The following is a 17,841-nucleotide window of genomic DNA, read 5'->3' as shown; positions in this document are numbered from 1 at the left end:
GGCGCACGTGGTCAGGTACTCTTCCTGATTCGCTGGGGGTGATTTATCTGCCGCTTTGGTGGGTACGTGCCCGACATGGGGATTTTGAAAAACTAGTCAAGGAGACTCTCATGTTGCTTTGGATCGCCATTATCATCGCTGTTCTCTGGCTTCTCGGACTGCTGGCAAACATCGGCGGCGGCCTCATTCACATTCTTTTGGTCATCGCAGTAATCGTCCTGATCTTCCACTTCGTCACAGCCCGGCGACGCGTTTAGGCAGGAAGCGTCAAGACGCGACGGTTCCGGCAGTAACGAGGTCCCGCCGCTGGCAGTGCGCCGGCGGCGGGACCTGCTGTTTTCAGGCCGCCTTGACCAGGGGGAGTTCGTCCCAGTGCGTGGTGTAGCGGGGCGAGCGCATCCCACGTTTCATGGTCCAGTCCAGGCCGGACCTGATACCGGCGTGCCCCAGGCCGATGGAGCCGCGGCCAAACCGCCTGCTCACGTCGTCGAGCAGGGGGCCGATGCCGCGTGCCTCGTGCCGGTTTTCGAACGGCGCCAGGGGCGGCTGGTTTCCTGAAGGCCGCAGGTCGGTGAGCATGAGGCCCGCCTTGGCGTACTTGAGTCCTTCCCGGATTTTGGGCAGCAGCGCGTGCGCCGCCTTGGTGAGCAGCAGTGGATCCGCCGTGGGCATGGGCAGCGGAACACACACCGACGGGTAGGCCTGTTCATGATTCCGGAAGGGCGACGTGGCCGCGAAGGCCGTCAGCACTTTCGCCTGCAGCCCGTGTTTGGCCAGCCGGGCGCTCGCCTGCTGTGCGTAGATGCTTAACACCTCGCGCAGGCCGGCAGAGGTGGTCACGGGAGTGGCGAAGGAGCGGGAAAAGATCAGTTGGTCGCGCCCGATCCGCTCCTCCTCCATAGGGATGCAGGGTGTGCCGCGCAGTTCCAGGACGGTTCGCATCAGCACCACGGAGAACCTGTCCCTGATCATGACAGGATCCGCGCGGACCAGGTCCAGGACGGTGAAGATCCCCAATACGTTCAGGCGCTTGCTGAGCCGGCCGGCGATGCCCCAGACCTCATCGACGGGCAGCCGGCCCATCAACCCCTCCCGCACCTCGGCCGGGACCGATTCCCACACGCAGACGCCGCCAAAAGCGGGATTGTTCTTGGCCCACTGGTTGCAGAGTTTGGCAAGGGTCTTGGTGGGGGCGATGCCCACGCAAACAGGCACCCCCACATGCCGGCGCACGGATTCTTTGATCCTGGCGCCCAGGGCCAGCAACTGCCCGGTGTCTCCTTTGACGCCCAGGAACGCCTCATCAATGCTGTACACCTCCAGCCAGGCCGAATACCTGCCCAGCAGTTCCATGACACGGGCGCTGATGTCCCCGTAAAGCTCGTAGTTGCTGGATTTTGCCACCAGCCCCCATTCTTCGGCGCGCGGCGCAAGCTTGAACCAGGGCTCGCCGGTGGCAATGCCCAGTGCCTTCGCCTCCGGGGAGCGCGTCACGGCGCAGCCGTCATTGTTGGACAGCACCACCAGCGGACGCCCCTCCAGTGAGGGGTCGAACGCCCGCTCCGCGGAGGCGTAGAAACAGTTGACGTCCACGTGCGCAATCTGCGGCATCTGCCGCATGGGGGCCGGCCTAGCCATGCCGCTGCTCCCGAGGACCCCGTACCTCAGACATGGTGCAGGCACCTGGTGGCCACGCCCCAGACGGTCAGCTCGGACAGCGCGGGCACGTGGATGTCCGGATACTTGGGATTCTCTGCCTGCAGCACCACACCGCTGCCGGTGATGCGGAGGCGTTTGACGGTTAGTTCACCGTCCAGTACCGCGATCACCACAGATCCGTCCCTGGGTTCGAGCGCCCGGTTCACGATCAGTTCGTCGCCGTCGCTGATGCCGGCGCCCTCCATGGAGTCGCCAGTCACCCGCACCACGAAGGTGCTGGTGATGTCCTTGATCAAGTGTGCGTTCAGGTCGATCCGGCCGTCGAAGTAGTCCTGGGCCGGGGACGGAAAGCCTGCCGCCACCGGCACGGGCGAGATGAGCACCGAAAACAAGGAGGCGCCCGCCTCTATCACGCGGGGACCGATAATAACGCCCACAACACACCCTTATTCGAAAATATGTTCGATAGTTCAGTGTAGCCCCGGAGGCTGACAACGGGCAGTCTTCCGCGAACTGCCACCATGGGGGCGCCCACGCCCCCGTAGACTTGCAGGATGCGGCTGGTTGCAAGCGATATCGACGGAACAATCCTTGGGCATGACGGAAAGATCAGCCCCCGCACCATCCGCGCCTTCCACGCCTGCCGGGATGCCGGCGTCGAACTTGTCTTCGTCACGGGACGGCCGCCGCGATGGCTGCACCCGCTGGAAGAGCAGCTGGGCCACACGGGGCGGGTGATTTGCTCCAACGGAGCTGTGGTCTGGGACCTCGAGGCCAACCGCCTGGTCTCTGCCCGCACCCTGCCCACCGATACCGTCATGGAAGCCCGCCGCATCATCAAGGCGCTCCGGCCGGCCGCGCTGTTCGCCGCCGAAACGCTGACCGGCTTCCACCTGGAACCGGGCTTCATCGAAAACGAGTCCAGCGAGCTTCTTGCCGAATTCACCCCGGCGCCGCTGGCGGACACGCTCACGGACAACGACTCCGTGGTGAAGTTCCTCGCCATCGTCCGGGAGGGAACGCCGGACGACTTCCTCGCCGAGGTGGCTCCCGCCGTCGGGCACCTGGCCGCTGCCACCCACTCCTCGCCCGGCGTCGCCATGCTGGAACTGTCGCTGCCCGGGGTGAACAAGGCAGTCACGCTCGCCGAATATGCGTCCGGGCTGGGCATCGATGCCGCCGACGTGGTGGCCTTCGGGGACATGCCCAACGACATCGAAATGCTCCGCTGGGCGGGCCACGGCTACGCGATGGCCAGCGGACACCCGGAGGCCATCAGGGCGGCGGGTCAGCGGGCGCCGCATTTTGACGACGACGGCGTGGCCCAGGTTCTGGAGGCCAGGCTCGCTTCCCTGGGCGTCCAGTTCTCCTGACCCCGCGCCTGGTGCCCGTTGCCAACTTCACAGCCTGCGCTCACCTGGCGTTTACCTTCCCGCCGTAGCGTGAAGCGTGCAGGGCCGGCAGCCTCCCGCCGGCTCGAAGGGGGTAATAATGGCAAGGAATGCATGGCAACACGCGGCCAATGCGCCGCTGGGCACGGCAACGCCCGCCCCGCACTGGAAGCAGCTGCGGCAGGGTGACCGCGTCCGGGTCCTGTTTTCGCCCGGGTTTGAAGCAGGTGGCGTGGTGGACACCGTTACGCCGGACCACACCGCTGTGTGGGTCCACCTCGACGGCGGCCGCGGCCGGACCATGCTGCACTGCAGCGACGGCGTCGACATCGTGGCCTGCCGCGAGACCGCATGCCGGGACTGACGGCGGGGTCCGGGCCCGCGCGGCGGAGTACGCTCGCAGTGTGACCCTGCCCTTCTTCCAGCACCCCGACGACGCCGGGCGGCAGCTTCCCATCGCCATGGCCCACCGCGGGTTCTCTGCCGAGGGGCTCGAAAACTCGATGGCCGCGTTCCGGGCCGGCGTGGACCTGGGATTCCGTTACCTCGAAACGGACGTGCACACCACGGCCGACGGCGTGCTGCTGCTTTTCCACGACGAGAGCCTGGACCGGGTGACGGACGGCAGCGGCCGGGTGGCGGAGCTGCCGCACACGGAGGTGGCCAAGGCCCGGATCGGCGGCCAGGAGCCCATTCCCACGTTTGACGAACTGGTCACGGGGCTGCCAGAGGCCCGGCTGAACCTTGACGTCAAGGACTGGGGGTCGGTGCGCAGCACGGCGGCCGCCATTGAGCGGCACCAGGTGCACCACCGTGTTCTGGTGACCAGTTTCTCGGACCGGCGGCGACGGGCGGTGCTGAAGCTGCTCAGCCGCCCTGTTGCCTCCTCTGCGGGAGTGGGTTCAAACGCGCTCTTCACCCTGCTGGGCCCGGCGCTTCCCCGCCCGGTGTTCCGCCGCCTGATGCGGCGGGTGCTGCGGGATGTTCATGCGCTGCAGGTTCCCGTCCGCTATGGGCGGCTCCCCGTTGTTACCCGGGGCTTCCTCCGCCGGGCCCACGACCTGGGCCTGGTGGTGCACGTGTGGACCATCAACGAGGAGGACGAGATGCACCGGCTCCTGGAGCTGGGCGTGGACGGCATCGTCACGGACCGGGCGGACCTGCTCCGCGACGTGCTGCTTGCCCGGGGCCAGTGGCCCCACGGGCCGGAGGGCTAACCCCGGCCCGTGCTGGTGGACGGATCCGCGTCTCCTTCGGTGGGGTCTGCCCGCAACTCGTCAGGATTGCTGTCGGGAAGTCCTGCCGGTCCAGCCGCTGTTCTCCCGCCGCCGGTGGGCGCCGACGCGTCGCCGGCCAGTCCGCCGTCGTCCGTCCTGTCGTTGTGCGCGCTGTCATTGTCGGTCTCGTCGACGTCCCCGCCCAGCGGGCTGGTGGACAACGGCGCGGGGGCGGCGCCGGCCTTGAGGCCCGGGGCCTTCTGCTTCTCCGCCTCCATCGCGTTCGAACCTTCGCTGAGCGACGAGTGGACCTCCACGTCGTCATTGGGGTCCGCCGGATCAGGCACGTCCATCTTCTCGGTCGGCTTGGACGTCCCGGCCAGGTCCTCCATGGCGTTTTCCGCTGCCTTGCCGATGCTGTCGCCGATTCCCATGTGACTGCTCCTTCCGACATCGCATGCCGGCGCGCCCCAGCGGCGTCCCGGCCCTACTCCTCCAGAATTATCAGCATGCTTACAATTAGTCCAGTGCTGGGGAATCCAACCACAGCCGGAGAGGAAGGAAGAGCAACATGGGCACTTACCATCCCGAAAACGACCCCGCCAACCCGGACCGTCCCGGGAAGGACAATGTGGGCGCGGCGCAGCCGCACCTGGCCGAACAGCGAAGCCGCGAGGCGGGCGGCTCACCCAACCCCGACCCCGCGGAAGGCAATGTCACCGGTCTGGAGCCGGGCGGGGGAGTGCCTCCCGGCGAGACCCCGCCGGCCGAGGACCAGATGAGCAGGGACCAGGGACACTCCGAATAGCCCTTACAGGCCAGGGAGGGGGCGGCGCGCCTGCCGCACGCCGTTCCCGCCCTGCCGTGCGCTGATTCCTAGGAAGTCTTCTTGCCCCGGCCGGTCCGTGACCTGCCCGGGCCCGCCAACTGACGCTCCAAGCCATCAAGGTCAAGGCGCGTGTTCCAGGCCGCCCAGTCCTCCGGGCGCACTGAGGGCCTGCCCAGCAGGAAGCCCTGGCCGGCGCTGATGCCCAGCTCAGTCAGGGTCTTCAGCTCGCCCACCGTCTCGATGCCCTCGGCCACCAGGGTGATGCCGATCTGGTCGGTGAAGTCCACCAGGCAGGCGGCCAGGTCACGCTGGAGTCCGTCCTTGTCTACGTCGCCGATGACGTTGCGGCCCACCTTGAGGAAGTCCGGGCGCAGGTGGAGCATGCGGCTGAGTGCGCCGGCCCCGGTGTGGGTATCGTCAACAGCGATCCGCAGCCCCTGCTCCCGCAGCGGATTGATGGCGGAAATAAACTGCAGGTACTCCTCTTCCGGAATGTCCTCGGTCAATTCCAGAACCACCCGGTCAACGGACAGGTCAATGTGCTCGAACAGTTCCGGAAGCCGCGGATCCGTGCAGGACGTGGGGGAAATGTTGAGTGAGACATATAGGTTTTCCGGCAGGCCGCGGGCAGCAGCTGCCGCGGATCCGAGGGCAGAAAATTCAAGGTTTGCCCCGAGGCCCACCGCCGCGGCCTCGGCAAACCAAAGTTCAGCAGTGGCGCCGTCGTCGCTGACGAAGCGTGAGAGGGCTTCCACGCCGACCACCGTTTTTCCCTCCAGCCCGTAAATGGGTTGGAATGCTGTCATCAGCATCTGGTTTTCGAGCAGGGCACTGATCCGCGACATACTGCGGATCGCGTCCACCTGTTCGGCGAATTGGGGCGGCAGTGCGGGCGGCGTAAGGCGGATGTCGCGTGCCGTTTCCAACGAATCCGCCGTATTCGCCTCGCTGCGCCGGGTCTCCAAGAGATATTCCAGCAGGGCGCGTTCAGGCACGCCCGGATTCTCGTCGAGGCTGTTGCTCAACCGCTGCCGCACGGCGGCTCCCGCAGGATCCGTATCCGCCAGGACAGCGGCGATAATTCCCCATGCCTGTACCCGAACCGACATTAGCGACGCCCCCAGTTGACGAAGTAATGACCCCATGGCCCAATAATGTTCAAATTTCCAAACGCCTTATAAAAGTACGGTGCTGCCAGAACTGAATTCCGCGGCGGCGAAAAACCCTGACACCGCACGCTGATCGTATAACGGCGGCTCCAAAAGCGCAGTAGTTTTGCGTTACTGGTCAGCGCTTTCCTGCTGGTCAGCAAGCAGTTCCGGGATCTGGTCCGGCGGAACGGGGCGGCTGAAGTAGTAGCCCTGCGCGCTGCGGCAGCCAAGGTCCCGCAGGATTTCCGCCTGTTCCGCCGTTTCAACGCCCTCCCAAACGGCTTCCAGGCCGCATGCCCGCACCAGTTGCAGCACCGCAGCCACCAGGGCCGGCTGGCTGGGATCGCTTTCCAGGCCGGTGATCAGCGACCTGTCCACCTTGACCCGGTCAACGGGCAGCCGGCGAAGGTAGCTGATGGAGGAGTAACCGGTGCCGAAGTCGTCAATCTCGATGCCCACGCCCAGGCCGCGGAGGCCGCCCAGGGAATAGCGGTCGAGTTCGTTGCCTTTGACGATGGCCACTTCCGTCAGCTCCAGGACAACCTGCTGGGGCCGCACGCCGTTTTCCTGCAGGGTGTTCCGCACGTCCTCGATGAACTGCAGGCTCTGCAGGTCCGTGGCGGAGATGTTGACGCGGACGGAAAAGCTGCTGTCCACCAGCGACGCGTCGATCCAGGACCGCAGCTGCTTCACGGCCGTCCTGAGCACCCACAGCCCGAGCTCGGAGATCAGCCCCGCCTCTTCGGCCAGGGGAATGAACTCGTCGGGCATGATGAAGCCGCGGGTGGGGTGGTCCCAGCGGACCAAGGCCTCGACGCCTTCGATCCGTCCGGTCTCCAGCTCCACCACCGGCTGGTAGTGCAGGCTCAGCGCATCATTCCTGATGGCGGCCCGCAGGTCATCGACCAGTTGGCTGCGGAGCCGCCGCATCAGCAGCAGCGCCGGCTCGAACCGGTGCAGCTTGTTCTGTCCTTCCGCCTTGGAGGCATACATGGCGACGTCGGCCTCCATCAGCATGTCCTCAGGGCTTTGGCCGTCGCTTCCCACGCTCAGTCCGATGCTGGCGCCGCAGCGGACGCTGCGGCCCGGCAGCTCGATGGGATCGTTGAGGGACGCAAGGATACGGTGCGCCACGATGGCAGCCTGGTCCGCCGACGCTGACGGCATGACGATGGCGAATTCGTCGCCGCCCAGGCGGGCCACGACGTCGGACACCCGCACCGCTGTCCGCAGCCTTTCGCCTACGGTCACCAGCACCTGGTCGCCGGCGGTGTGGCCCAGGCTGTCGTTGATGGACTTGAACGCATCCAGGTCCATGAGCAGGATTGCCGGGCCGTCCTGCCCCGGTTCCCCGTCCGCTCCGGAGCGGGACCCGAGGGCAGTGCGGAGGGCCTCGATCAACGCGGACCGGTTGGCGAGCCCCGTCAGCGGGTCCTGCATGGCCATCTTCTGCATCTCGAGGTGCGCCTCGTGCAGGAGTTGGGTCCGCACCTGGACCCGCTGCTCGAGTTCCTCGTAGATGACCTGCAAGTCCTCGGCCAGCAGGTTGGTGCCCATGATGATCGCATCCAGTTCATCCCGGGCAGGGGAAACCTCAATGCGGGAGTTGAGGTCGCCGGAGGCAAGCCGGACTATGCCTTCCAGCAGCTGGGACAGCCGGGGGTCGTCGTTGGCAAACACCGCCACTCCTCCTTTGACGCCTAGTTGGCCAGGGCGCGGTCGGTGCCAAGGGGAAGGCTGACGGTGACCGTGGTCCCTGTGCCCAAGGTGGAGTCGACGTCGATCCGGCCGCCGTGGCGGTCCACGATGTCCTTGGAGATGGCGAGGCCCAGCCCGGTGCCGGGGATGGCGCCGTTCATGGCGTTCGATGCGCGGTAAAACCTCGTGAAGACGTGGTTGATCTCATCGCTCGAGATGCCGATGCCGGTATCGGAGATCCGCACGGTGGCCCACTTGGACCCGTCCGGGGTGGCATGGGATTCGCTGCCCACCGCAATCCGTCCCCCGCTGGGCGTGAATTTGATGGCATTCGACACCAGGTTGGTGAACACCTGCTGCAGCTGCACTTCGTCGGCAAGGATTTCCGGATCCTCCGGTACCGGCTCCACGTCGATGGTCACGTTCTGGAGCGTGGCCAAGGGTCGGAGGGCCGCGGCCACCAGGTCAAGGGTCCGGCCAAGGCGCACCGGCGCAAGATGCATCTCCAGGGTGTCCAGGCCGCCCCGCGAGACGCTGAGCATGTCCTCGATGAGGGTCCGGAGCCGCTCGGTGTTGCGGACCACGATGTCCAGCATTTGGTGGACTTCCCTGGACACCGGATGCTCAGTGCTCTCCTGGATCATGTCCAGGTACGCCATGATCGAGGTCAGCGGTGTGCGCAGTTCGTGGTTGACCGTGGCCAGGAAGTCGGTCTTGGCCTTGTCCAGTTCCCGCAGCTGCTTGACCACCTGCTGCTGGCTGCTGATCAGGTGGCTTTGGATGAGCCCGTAGGCGGCGTTGCCGGCCACGTGCTGGATCAGCCCCAGCTCGGCGCTTGACCACGTCCGGGTCCGGTCCATCGCAGCGATCCAGATGATGCCCAGGGAGGAATTGCCCTCACCGATGGGCACCGCAAGCGTGGAAGCGGCGCCGGCGATCGCTGACACAGGCTTGTCGTATGCCAGGGACCCGGTCTCGGTCCCGTCCGCGGAGAGTGTTTCCGTCCCTGCCCAGAGCGCGTCCGCCGTGGCGCGGGCCGTGTCCTCGCCGGGAAGGGCCTCGGGCGGCAGCGCGGCCAGGCCGCGCCTGTGCCACGCCGCCCTGATCACCGGGACCCTGTGGTCCTCGAAAGTGGCCAGGACAACGTGGTCTGCCTTGAAGGTCCGGCCGAACCCGGAGACCACGTGGTTGGCGATCTCCTGCGGATCGTTGGTGGCGCGGACGGCGGCGGAGACCTCACGCAGCTGCTCGCGAAGCCCTTCCGCCTCCTGCCGCGAGGCGCTGCGCCGCCTGACCTGGTCGATGAGGGCGGATGCCCGGTGCACCAGCTCCTTGGGGGCCGGCGGCTTGGTGATGCAGTCATGGACGCCGGGTGGATTGGCGGCGGCGATCTCCTTCGGGTTGTCCAGGTCCACCATCACCAGAACCGGGGCCTTGGACCGGACGGAGGACAAGCTGGCGTCCGCGACGATAACGGAAGGCTCGACGGCGGCCAGCAGGCCAGCGAGGCCAGGGTCGTCGGTTGCTTCGAGGACGGTGTACCCGGCGTTGCGCAGCGCCTGTGCGTTAGCGGCGAGCCGGCCGGCGTCGGGATCGGCGACAACAGCGGTACGGGGCAGGCGGACGTCACTCGGCGCAGCCGTCACAGTGCTCCCTTCCCTCCCAGTTGAGTACATTCTAGGGGGACGCGTGCCCGGCGGGTCCACTTCGTTGGACCCGCCGGGCATCTCCCTTGGCATCAACCCGGGATGTGGCGCGCCGTAAACGTAACCCAAGGTGCAGCTTCGGCCGGGGAGGGAACATATATTTGACCCGTGTCCGCAGCAAAGTCAACGTCCTCCGCCTGGCAGAAATACCTGATGATCCCCAAGCTCGTCAGGCTGTCGCGGCGCGCCCCGAAGGACCGGCACAAGGCGTGGGACAAGTACTGGGCTGGCATCAGTACTACCGGGCCCGGCGGTGAGGTCCTGTGGGACTCGGGCAGCGACCACGAGTTCCTTGGCTACAAGGACACCCTGCTGCGCCACCTTGACCCCGCGCTTCCCGTAGTGGACATAGGCTGCGGCCATGGCAGCTTCACCCGGGCGCTCGCCGGGATCTTTCCCCGGGTCATCGGCGTGGATGTCTCACCCCACGCGGTTGCAAGGGCCGCCGCGGAGCCGCAGGGGACCGGCAACACCACCTACGAAGCGCGGGACATGACGGCAGCGGGCGCGGGCGCGGCACTGGCGGAATCCATCCAGGCCGCTGCCGACGGAGGCAATGTGTTCATCCGGGGCGTCCTGCACGTCCTTGACCCGGCCCACCAGGTGGCGCTGGTGGAAAACCTGCTGCAGCTTGCGGGCCGCCGCGGCACAGTCTTCATGGCTGAAACGAACTTCCATGGCAACCCTGTGGAATATGTCTCGCACCTCGGCGCCAGCACGCGCGGCATTCCGGCACCGTTGGAACTGGCCATCCGAGGACTCCCCATGCCAGGGCACTTCGGTCCGGCAGAACGCGAACGCGCGTTCCCGGCGCCGGACTGGGAACTCCTTGAGGACGGCCAGGTGGCCATCGAAACCAACCCCATGACCGGTGTCCCGGGACAGGACCGGGTGCCCGGTTACTACGCCGTGGTCCGCCCCCGCCACTAACCGGAAGACGCCCGGTGCACCCGGCTCCGTCCATTGCCGCACACTTTGCCCATCTCTCCGCAGGCACGCCGCAGACCACCCTTGTTCCCCTTGACAGGGGGCCGTGGCTGGAGGCTCCATGGTAAGTAGACTTACTAGTTGATGGGTGAGAGGGGGCCGCGTACATCACGGGAGGACATGGTTTGACACGGCAACTCCCGCAAAACCCAACTTCATCCACCAGGAACAACGCAGCGACGGCGCCAATCCACTTCTTCCGGGTGGAGGACCCCAACCCGGAAGAAGCCCAAGCCGCACCCGCGCCCCAGCGTTTGGCAGGCGCCGGAATTATCTTCGGCTCCGCAGCCCCCCGCCGAGGCGCATGACCTTCAGGAAATACCATGAGCAATCTCATTCCGTCCGGCGCACTCCGCCGGATGCTGCTGCCCCCCACCTATGGGCGGCACGTCACCTCCGCCACCGAATTCACCATTTTGTCCGTGGAGGTGTGGGCCTCCGGGCTGGTGGTCAACATCCACCTGCCCTCGGACGGCGCGCCCCAACCCCGCCTTGTGCTGCAGGACCACTTCGGGACTGAATACCGGCTGCAGGACTCGGCCACCCTTGGGTCCCGCAACCTGCAGGTGTTTACCCCGTCGGTGCCGCCCGGCACCAGGAGCCTCACCATCAGGTCTGCGGACGACCCCGCTGGCCGCCCCGTGGTGACCTTCGCAGTCCCCCTGATGGCCGTCCCTGAAGCTTCCGGGGAGGCGGCAGTCCGCCGTTCCGCTCCCGACACCGAAAACGAGCCTTACCAGGACGACCTCCGCCGCCCGGCCTAACCCATCGAAAGGCCCGCCATGCCGGACACCAGCGACTTTGCCCCCACCACCGCCATTGTCACCGCCTCCGACTCGGGAATCGGCAAGGCCACCGCCGTGGCACTCGCCCGCGCCGGAATGGATGTTGGCGTCACCTGGCACTCAGACAAGGAAGGTGCGGAAGGTACGGCGGAGGAAATCCGCGGCCTGGGCCGCAAAGCGGTGGTCCGCCGCCTGGATACCACCGAACTCCGGGAGGCCGCGGGCGTAATCGACGAGCTTGCCGGGGAACTGGGGGGCCTCGATGTCTTCGTGAACAACGCCGGCACCGGTGCAAGCACAAGATTCCTGGATATGGGCATCGAGGACTGGATGAAGATCCTGGACACGAACCTCAATGGCGCCTTCATCTGCCTGCAGGCAGCGGCACGCCGCATGGTCAACGCCGGACGGGGCGGCCGGCTGGTGGCCGTCTCCAGCGTGCACGAGTTCCAGCCCCGCGTGGGATCGACCGCCTACGATGCGTCCAAGCATGGCCTGGGCGGCCTCATGAAGACGCTGGCACTGGAGCTGGGGCAGTACGGCATTACGGCGAATACCGTGGCCCCGGGCGAGATCGCCACCCCCATGACGGGGCAGGAGGACCAGGACCCCACGACGACGCAGCGGCCTGGGGTGCCGCTCGGACGGCCCGGGCACGCGCGCGAGATCGCCGACGTCATAGCGTTCCTCGCCTCGCCGGCGTCCAGTTATGTGACCGGAGCGGCCTGGGTGGTGGACGGCGGGATGCTGCAGATGGGCCCGCAGGCAGGGTCGCACCTCACCAGCAACGACTGGCGCGAAGCGTAGGGGGGCGCCGGAACCTGGCTCCGGTCCGGACGCCAGGCCGCAGGTCCATATCGCGGATCCGGCAAGCCCTTTCCCTGGTCCGGCTGGCATGATGGAGAGCATGCGCATTCTTATCGCCCCGGACAAGTTCAAGGGGTCCCTCACCGCAGCTGAAGCTGCCGCGGCCATCGCCGAAGGCGCGCTGCGGGTGTACCCGGACGCCGTTGCCACCCAGTTCCCCATTGCCGACGGCGGCGAGGGCACCCTGGAAGCGGCCGTCGCAGCCGGCTACGAAGAGCGGCTGAACGCCGTGGTGGGACCCATCCTGGCCCCCGTCGGCGCTGCCTGGGCCATCCACAAAGCAGGCGGCGGCAAGGTCACGGCGGTTATCGAAACAGCCCAGGCGTCCGGTCTGGCCGACATGGAGCCGACCCCGGCCAACTCATTGCGGGCACACAGTTACGGCTGCGGCCAGCTCATCGCCGCCGCCCTCGACGCCGGCGCCACCGAAATCGTCCTGGGCCTGGGCGGATCGGCCATGACCGACGGCGGCAGCGGCGCCCTGCGGGCCCTGGGCCTGAAACCCCTGGACTCCGCCGGGAACGTGGTGCCCCTGGGCGGTGGTTCCCTGGCCGACGTGGTCGCCCTCGACACGACGGGCCTGGACCCCCGGCTGTCCGCCGCCACCTTCCGCATTGCCGTGGACGTACGCAACCCCCTGTACGGGCCAACCGGCGCCGCGCACGTTTTCGCCCAGCAAAAGGGGGCGGACCAGGACGCCGTGGAAATGCTCGACGCCGGGCTTCGCAACTGGGCATCAGTGCTGCGGGAAGCAACGGGGCGGGACGTGAACGTCCCCGGTGCGGGCGCCGCCGGCGGCTTCCCGGCGTCGTTCCTTGCCTTTACCAATGCCACGCTGGAAGGCGGCTTCGCGCTGGTGGCCGGCTTGACCGGTCTGGCAGGCCAGTTGGACCAGGCAGACCTGGTCATCACCGGCGAAGGGTCCATGGATTCGCAGTCGCTGACCGGAAAGGCCCCGATCGCGCTCGCCGACGCGGCCCGTGAACGGGGCATTCCTGTCATCGTGGTGGCGGGCAGGATCCTGGTGACCCTTGAGGATCTCGCCGGACACGGTGTGGTCGGCGCGGCGCAGCTGCTGGACGTCGCCTCAAGCCCGGAAGACGCCGTGGCAAACGCCGGCAAGTACCTGGCCTGGGCCACAAGCCAGGTACTCGAAGGCGCCTAGCAGGCGGGGTCGCCAGCCCACGATGGTGGTGTTGCGTCGGCGCGCCTTCGGCGCCGGTTCCGCAGTGGGGTTCAGCGACAGGCTTCGATTCAGGGGACCCCTTTTCCCGAAGGTGGACCGCTGCACCCACCAGGACCGCCTACGTGGCCATCCCAACGAAAAAAGCGAGGACCAGGCCTGCGTTGGCCAGCAGCAGGCCGTGTTCCCTGGCCCGTTTACGTATCCTCACTCCTTCTCCCCGGCCGTGGGAAGGACCCTTCCGGTGGCCAGTCTGTTCAGTCGAAGCGGGACAAAGACCAGCAAGACCACCATGACGCCCAGGAGCGCTCCTCCCGCCACGACCCCGGCGGACCGTCCGGCAGCGACGTCGAACACCAGGGCAGCAGTTCCGGCGCTGAGCAGGGCGATGCCGCCAAGGGCAATTTTGGTGATGGTGTCGGCGCTGGAAACCAGCATTTCCTTGAGCCGTTTGCGGAAGAGCCGGCGGTGCACGCTGACCGGGAGGAGGATGAAGGCGGTGGTTAACGCGGCGATCACTACGTTGGCCAGGTAGAGGCCGACTTCCCAGTCGTCGAGCTTTTCGAACCGCTGCTGGAATGGCAGCGTCAGCAGGAAGCCGGCCAGGATCTGCACCCCGGTCTGGAGCACGCGCAGCTCCTGCAGCAGTTCCGCCCAGTTGCGGTCCAGCTGCTCTTCACGGGTCTCATTCCGTCCCGTACGGCCGGTGTAGTCCTCGACTTCGGACATCGGTCTTCCTCCCTTTCAGGCCCCGTCCAGGTCTTCTTTCTACTCCTCCCATACCCAGAAACAAGGCCAGCCGTTGCGCCTCCTACAACATTTGATAAGTTTACTGATTATTACCCGGAGTGGTGGACGACGTGCTCCACATCGGGATAGCTTCAAAGGGCCGGAGCACGGTGGTGCTCTTCCCAACCCACGGGCTTTTTCCAACCGACACAGGCAGGGCGGACCATGAGCGACACGGAAAAGCAGAAAGACCAGCCGGGAGATCCGCGCGGCGGCTACCACTCGGGGCCGTTTCCGGAACAGGAACAAAAACAGCCCGGGCTGACGGCACCGATGGACCCCAAGCCGGACCACGGGGAGCTGAGCTACGAGGGGCACGGCAAGCTCGAGGGCAAGGCCGCGCTGATCACGGGCGGCGACTCGGGCATCGGCAAAGCCGCGGCGATCGCCTTCGCCAGGGAAGGGGCCGACGTCGCCATCTCCTACCTGCCGGAGGAGGAAGACGACGCGCAGGACACGGCGGAATGGATCCGGAAAGCCGGACGCAGGGTGCTCCTGTTTCCCGGCGACGGACGCGAGGAGGAATTCAGCACCCGCATTGTGGACGAGACCGTCTCCGAATTCGGGCGCCTCGATGTCCTGGTGCTGAACGCCGCGTACCAGAAGAACCGTGAGAGCCTGGAGACGCTTCCCACCGAGGAATTTGACCGGGTCTTCCGCACCAACCTGTACTCGCTGCTATGGTCGGCCAGGGCGGCCGTACCCCACCTCAAGGCGGGGGCCTCCATCATCACCACCGCCTCCATCCAGGCTTTCAACCCCTCACCGGGGCTTATCGACTACGCCATGACCAAAGCGGCCCAGGTGGCGTTCACCAAAGCCCTGGCCCAGGAACTCGGACCTAAGGGGATCCGCGTCAACGCAGTGGCGCCCGGCCCCATTTGGACACCCCTGATTCCCGCCACAGAGTGGCCGGACAAGCTACCGTCCTTCGGGCAGGACACGCCCCTGGAGCGGGCCGGACAGCCCGCGGAACTCGCCGCAGCGTATGTACTGCTGGCATCCGAGGACGGCTCCTACATCTCCGGCGCCGTCCTGCCGGTCACCGGCGGCAAGGGACTGTAGGCAGGACGGAACGACTATCCGGCACCATCACCAGACCAGCAATATCGGCAACGCACAACAGGAGGAAGCATGACGCAGGAAAACCAGCAGGCTGAACCCGAGACGGCCCCCGGCGGCTACGGGACCCCCACCGCGGAGCAGGAGGCGGCGGGGACCCATGGCGGGCAGGGCAAGCAGTCCAGCGGCGGCACTTCGTCGCCCGGCGCGGACACCAACGAGCCGCAGGCCGGAGCGGGTCAGCAGCCCGTACCGCACGATATGGACCTTCCCTCCAGCGCAGCGGAAATCGATGAGTCCAACGACGATTCCCAGGGTTCGGCTCCCGTGTCGTCCGAGTCCGGGCAGGAAGCCACCGGCATTCCGGACGGCAGCGGCAACGATCTTCCCCAGGAGAAGTCACCCAACGACGACGACGAAAGCTTCGACGCCGGATAAGGCGCCCTGGCCCACGGGCCCCCGCTCTGCTGCCCCCGGGCAGCGGACGCGGGGGCCTCTGCTGTAACGGGGCTTCAGCCGGCTGCCTGCGCCGGGGGGAGGGCATACATCCCGCCCGGCTGGGTACGGAAGAGGCGAAACCAATTCGCCGGCAACCGGCAGCAGCTGCCACCCCATGCTGCCTGTCGGCGCCGGCGTCGAACCCCGGGAAGGTGGCCTGTGGCATGAGATCTTCGGAGCAGTGGGCGCGCCGGTTGGACCGGCCGGACCGCGTGGACGTGGACGTCCTGGTTCCCACATGCAACCGGCCGGCCGAACTCGCCGTGACCCTCGCGGGACTGGCCGCGCAGTCCGGGCCCACGTTCGCCGTCGTCATCAGCGACCAGTCGGCAGGCCAGCCCGCCTGGGAACATCCCGCAGCCGCCGCCATGGTGCGGGTGCTTGAGGCGCAGGGACGGCCCGTCACGCTGCTGCGCCACCTCCCGCGCCGCGGCCTGGCCGAACACCGGCAGTTCCTGCTGGAGCAGTCCACCGCGGACCAGTGCCTCTTCCTGGATGACGACGTCTGGCTGGAGCCCGGTGCCCTGGCCCGGCTGAGCCAGGCGCTCGACCGGCTCCAGTGCGGCTTTGTGGGAATGGCGCCGCAGGGCCTGTCCTTCCTGGGTGACCCCAGGCCGGAACAGACGGCACCGTTCCGGCCATGGGACGGCCCGGTGACCCCCGAGCGCGTCCGCCCGGGCACCCGGGAATTCGAACAGTGGCCTTTGCACAGCGCCGCCAACCTCAGCCACCTGAGCGCCGAACTGTCGCTGCAGCCCGGCGAATGGGTCCCCTACCATGTGGCATGGCTGGGCGGCTGCGTGCTGTACCGGAGAGAGGCGTTGAACGACGCCGGGGGGTTCCGTTTCTGGGCCAGCCTCCCGGCCGACCATGCCGGCGAGGACGTGGTGGCCCAATGGCAGGTCATGGAACGGTACGGCGGTGCGGGCATCCTGCCGTCCGGTGCGGTCCACCTGGAATCGCCCACGACGGTGATAGAACGGCGCGTGGAGGCGCACCACGTCGTCCTCGGCCAGGAGTCGGCCCGTACACCCTAGCGCAGCGGGTACGCAACGAAGGCAAAGCGTTGGGAATCCGGCGACCAGCTGTTGACGTTGAGGGTGCCTTGGCCGCCGAAGACCGGCCAGGTGTGCAGCGGAGTGGTCCAGTCATTGGTGGAAACGAGGACGACCTCAACCGGCAGGTCCGCGGGGTGGCCCTGCGTTCCAGCCGTGAAGCGGAGGTAGCTGGCCAGGCGGCCGTCGGGGGAGACGTGCGGGAACCAGTCCACACTGGCAGTCTCTGCGAGCCGCTCGAATCCGCTGCCGTCCGTGCGGACGCGCGCCAGCTGCGCGTGGCCGGGCGCCGTGCTGAAGGATTCGGTGTTGAGGTACAGCCAGTCTCCATCCGGCGAGTACTCGGGGCCGTCGCAGTGGCCGGCCCCCACATCCACGCTGCGGGCCGGACCGCCGGCCGCGGGGATGGTCCGCAGACGCCCCGGCCGCGTGAAGTCCCCACCCTCGATGTCCACGTACGCCAGGCGCCCACCATCGGGACTGATGCCATGCAGGAAGTGGAAGGACCCGTCGTCGTCCGTGATCCGCGTGGCTGCACCGCCCGTAAGGGGCGCCCGGTAGATGTGGCCGTCCTCCCCGGACAGGAAGATGGTGCTCCGGTCCGGGGCGAGGACGTGGTCGTTGTTGAGGTGGGGGACGCCGGTCAGCGGAACCTCCGCGAGGCCGCCATCCGCCAGGCTGAGCCGCCACAGCTTGCCGCCGCCGTTCAGAATCAGTGCGTGCCCGTCAAGGGTCCAGTTGGGCGCTTCAAAGAGCATATTCCTTGAAGCGTATACAAGATTCCGCTGGCCGTTGGCCGAAGCGATCCACACCTCGCATTGCTGGCCCGGGCGGAGGCTGCGCATGGCGGGGAGCTCAGTCGTTGCTGCTGAAGGCGGCGTCGAAGCTGGTTTGGGAGGCGGGGAAGTCGTACTTCTTCAGGGCTGCGAGGGCTTCGGGGGCGCCGTGGAGGCGGTCCATGCCG

At 67.1% G+C, this 17,841-nt stretch carries 20 protein-coding genes and 1 pseudogene; 12 read left to right on the top strand and 9 right to left on the bottom strand.

Features of this window, described 5'->3' with window-relative positions:
- Positions 1-110: 110 nt before the first annotated feature.
- Positions 111-257 (top strand): lmo0937 family membrane protein, encoded by a 147-nt coding sequence (locus tag AB0313_RS15725; RefSeq protein ID WP_141944604.1) that lies wholly within the window; start codon positions 111-113, stop codon positions 255-257.
- A gap of 82 nt (positions 258-339) precedes the next feature.
- Here AB0313_RS15725 and AB0313_RS15720 read toward each other — a convergent pair whose 3' ends face one another.
- Positions 340-1,620, bottom strand: a complete 1,281-nt coding sequence (locus AB0313_RS15720) for a Y-family DNA polymerase (RefSeq protein WP_366306735.1) — start codon at positions 1,618-1,620, stop codon at positions 340-342.
- Between the two features lie 44 nt (positions 1,621-1,664).
- Positions 1,665-2,096 (bottom strand): translesion error-prone DNA polymerase V autoproteolytic subunit, encoded by a 432-nt coding sequence (umuD, locus tag AB0313_RS15715; RefSeq protein ID WP_366306659.1) that lies wholly within the window; start codon positions 2,094-2,096, stop codon positions 1,665-1,667.
- Positions 2,097-2,213: 117 nt separating this feature from the next.
- Here umuD and AB0313_RS15710 point away from each other — a divergent pair, with 117 nt between their 5' ends.
- The 3 genes from AB0313_RS15710 to AB0313_RS15700 all read left to right on the top strand — a co-directional run bounded on the left by AB0313_RS15710 (position 2,214) and on the right by AB0313_RS15700 (position 4,267).
- Positions 2,214-3,032, top strand: a complete 819-nt coding sequence (locus AB0313_RS15710) for an HAD family hydrolase (RefSeq protein ID WP_366306657.1) — start codon at positions 2,214-2,216, stop codon at positions 3,030-3,032.
- A gap of 118 nt (positions 3,033-3,150) precedes the next feature.
- Positions 3,151-3,414: a hypothetical protein gene (locus AB0313_RS15705; protein WP_141944586.1), complete on the top strand. Its 264-nt coding sequence runs from the start codon at positions 3,151-3,153 to the stop codon at positions 3,412-3,414.
- Between the two features lie 40 nt (positions 3,415-3,454).
- Complete coding sequence (locus tag AB0313_RS15700; protein WP_307305278.1) at positions 3,455-4,267, top strand: glycerophosphodiester phosphodiesterase; 813 nt, start codon at positions 3,455-3,457, stop codon at positions 4,265-4,267.
- Here the strand turns inward: AB0313_RS15700 and AB0313_RS15695 are convergent.
- Positions 4,264-4,701, bottom strand: a complete 438-nt coding sequence (locus AB0313_RS15695) for a hypothetical protein (protein ID WP_366306655.1) — start codon at positions 4,699-4,701, stop codon at positions 4,264-4,266. The genes AB0313_RS15700 and AB0313_RS15695 overlap by 4 nt on opposite strands.
- 137 nt (positions 4,702-4,838) lie before the next feature.
- Here AB0313_RS15695 and AB0313_RS15690 point away from each other — a divergent pair, with 137 nt between their 5' ends.
- The gene (locus AB0313_RS15690; protein ID WP_141944578.1) at positions 4,839-5,075 is read left to right on the top strand and encodes a DUF6480 family protein; all 237 of its coding nucleotides are present in this window, start codon (positions 4,839-4,841) and stop codon (positions 5,073-5,075) included.
- Between the two features lie 68 nt (positions 5,076-5,143).
- Here AB0313_RS15690 and AB0313_RS15685 read toward each other — a convergent pair whose 3' ends face one another.
- The 3 genes from AB0313_RS15685 to AB0313_RS15675 all read right to left on the bottom strand — a co-directional run bounded on the left by AB0313_RS15685 (position 5,144) and on the right by AB0313_RS15675 (position 9,621).
- Complete coding sequence (locus AB0313_RS15685) at positions 5,144-6,205, bottom strand: EAL domain-containing protein (RefSeq protein ID WP_366306653.1); 1,062 nt, start codon at positions 6,203-6,205, stop codon at positions 5,144-5,146.
- 171 nt (positions 6,206-6,376) lie between these two features.
- On the bottom strand, positions 6,377-7,927 hold the full coding sequence (locus AB0313_RS15680; protein WP_141944575.1) for an EAL domain-containing protein: 1,551 nt from the start codon (positions 7,925-7,927) through the stop codon (positions 6,377-6,379).
- Between the two features lie 20 nt (positions 7,928-7,947).
- Positions 7,948-9,621 carry an ATP-binding protein gene (locus tag AB0313_RS15675; RefSeq protein WP_366306651.1) on the bottom strand — a complete coding sequence of 558 codons (1,674 nt, stop codon included), beginning with the start codon at positions 9,619-9,621 and terminating at the stop codon, positions 7,948-7,950.
- A gap of 183 nt (positions 9,622-9,804) precedes the next feature.
- Between AB0313_RS15675 and AB0313_RS15670 the strand changes: the two genes are divergently transcribed.
- The 4 genes from AB0313_RS15670 to AB0313_RS15655 all read left to right on the top strand — a co-directional run bounded on the left by AB0313_RS15670 (position 9,805) and on the right by AB0313_RS15655 (position 13,455).
- Positions 9,805-10,581, top strand: coding sequence for a class I SAM-dependent methyltransferase (locus tag AB0313_RS15670; RefSeq protein ID WP_366306733.1), 777 nt, complete (start codon positions 9,805-9,807; stop codon positions 10,579-10,581).
- A 380-nt stretch (positions 10,582-10,961) separates the two neighbouring features.
- On the top strand, positions 10,962-11,402 hold the full coding sequence (locus tag AB0313_RS15665) for a hypothetical protein (protein ID WP_366306649.1): 441 nt from the start codon (positions 10,962-10,964) through the stop codon (positions 11,400-11,402).
- Positions 11,403-11,420: 18 nt separating this feature from the next.
- Positions 11,421-12,230, top strand: a complete 810-nt coding sequence (locus tag AB0313_RS15660; protein ID WP_366306647.1) for an SDR family oxidoreductase — start codon at positions 11,421-11,423, stop codon at positions 12,228-12,230.
- Between the two features lie 100 nt (positions 12,231-12,330).
- Positions 12,331-13,455 (top strand): glycerate kinase, encoded by a 1,125-nt coding sequence (locus AB0313_RS15655; RefSeq protein WP_141944567.1) that lies wholly within the window; start codon positions 12,331-12,333, stop codon positions 13,453-13,455.
- A 225-nt stretch (positions 13,456-13,680) separates the two neighbouring features.
- Here AB0313_RS15655 and AB0313_RS15650 read toward each other — a convergent pair whose 3' ends face one another.
- Positions 13,681-14,202 (bottom strand): DUF6328 family protein, encoded by a 522-nt coding sequence (locus AB0313_RS15650; RefSeq protein ID WP_307305300.1) that lies wholly within the window; start codon positions 14,200-14,202, stop codon positions 13,681-13,683.
- A gap of 225 nt (positions 14,203-14,427) precedes the next feature.
- On the opposite strand from AB0313_RS15650, the gene AB0313_RS15645 reads away from it, so the two are divergent.
- From AB0313_RS15645 to AB0313_RS15635, 3 genes are all read left to right on the top strand, one after another.
- Entirely contained in the window at positions 14,428-15,327 is a 900-nt protein-coding gene (locus AB0313_RS15645; protein ID WP_366306644.1) for an SDR family oxidoreductase, read from the top strand.
- Positions 15,328-15,396: 69 nt separating this feature from the next.
- Positions 15,397-15,762, top strand: coding sequence for a hypothetical protein (locus AB0313_RS15640; RefSeq protein ID WP_307305306.1), 366 nt, complete (start codon positions 15,397-15,399; stop codon positions 15,760-15,762).
- Positions 15,763-15,986: 224 nt separating this feature from the next.
- A complete protein-coding gene (locus AB0313_RS15635; protein ID WP_366306642.1) occupies positions 15,987-16,859 on the top strand; it encodes a glycosyltransferase family A protein in 873 nt (290 codons plus the stop codon).
- Here the strand turns inward: AB0313_RS15635 and AB0313_RS15630 are convergent.
- Both AB0313_RS15630 and AB0313_RS15625 read right to left on the bottom strand, forming a co-directional pair.
- Entirely contained in the window at positions 16,856-17,722 is an 867-nt protein-coding gene (locus tag AB0313_RS15630) for a biopolymer transporter Tol (protein WP_366306640.1), read from the bottom strand. The two genes, AB0313_RS15635 and AB0313_RS15630, sit on opposite strands and share 4 nt — an antisense overlap.
- 10 nt (positions 17,723-17,732) lie before the next feature.
- Positions 17,733-17,841: pseudogene (locus tag AB0313_RS15625) on the bottom strand (sugar phosphate isomerase/epimerase); the annotation flags it as partial.

Source organism: Pseudarthrobacter sp. NPDC080039 (assembly GCF_040702335.1).
Taxonomy (GTDB): Bacteria; Actinomycetota; Actinomycetes; order Actinomycetales; family Micrococcaceae; genus Arthrobacter; species Arthrobacter enclensis_A.
The sequence above is the reverse complement of the archived record's forward strand: the minus strand, read 5'-3'. Positions and strand labels throughout refer to the sequence as shown.